We start from the raw sequence: 377 nt of genomic DNA, 5'->3' as shown, positions 1-377 counted from the left end.
CTGCTAAAGCGTTTGTGCAATGAACTCAAAGCACCCAAAATAAATAATTTTGATTGTGATTATTACTATACAAGCAAAGAAATAATTCTAGCATGTAAGGATGAAAAGAAACATGACAATATCTCACTAGCTCTAGAAAGATATTTTGATTATTTAAGGTCTTGCAATTTGATTGATTTTGAGTTGCTGCTTAAGATATCACACGATCTTATTGCAAGTAACTCTAAAATACCTCGTCATCTTTCATCACTATTTGAAATAGTTTTGATAGATGAATTTCAAGATACAAAGGAAATTCAATATTCTATAATAGCGACAATATTGAGCTCTGCTAAAGATAAAACACGACTTTTTTTAGTGGGAGACCCTAATCAGGC

1 protein-coding gene is annotated in these 377 nt (G+C 31.0%); it reads left to right on the top strand.

The window, feature by feature from the left end; translation table 11 throughout:
- Window positions 1-377, top strand: a 377-nt coding sequence (locus tag R0J88_RS18990) for a UvrD-helicase domain-containing protein (protein WP_410900728.1), incomplete at both ends; no start/stop codon positions are given.

The sequence above is a fragment of the Pseudoalteromonas sp. SIMBA_162 genome (genome assembly GCF_046535955.1).
Taxonomy (GTDB): domain Bacteria; phylum Pseudomonadota; class Gammaproteobacteria; order Enterobacterales; family Alteromonadaceae; genus Pseudoalteromonas; species Pseudoalteromonas marina.
The sequence above is the reverse complement of the archived record's forward strand: the minus strand, read 5'-3'. Positions and strand labels throughout refer to the sequence as shown.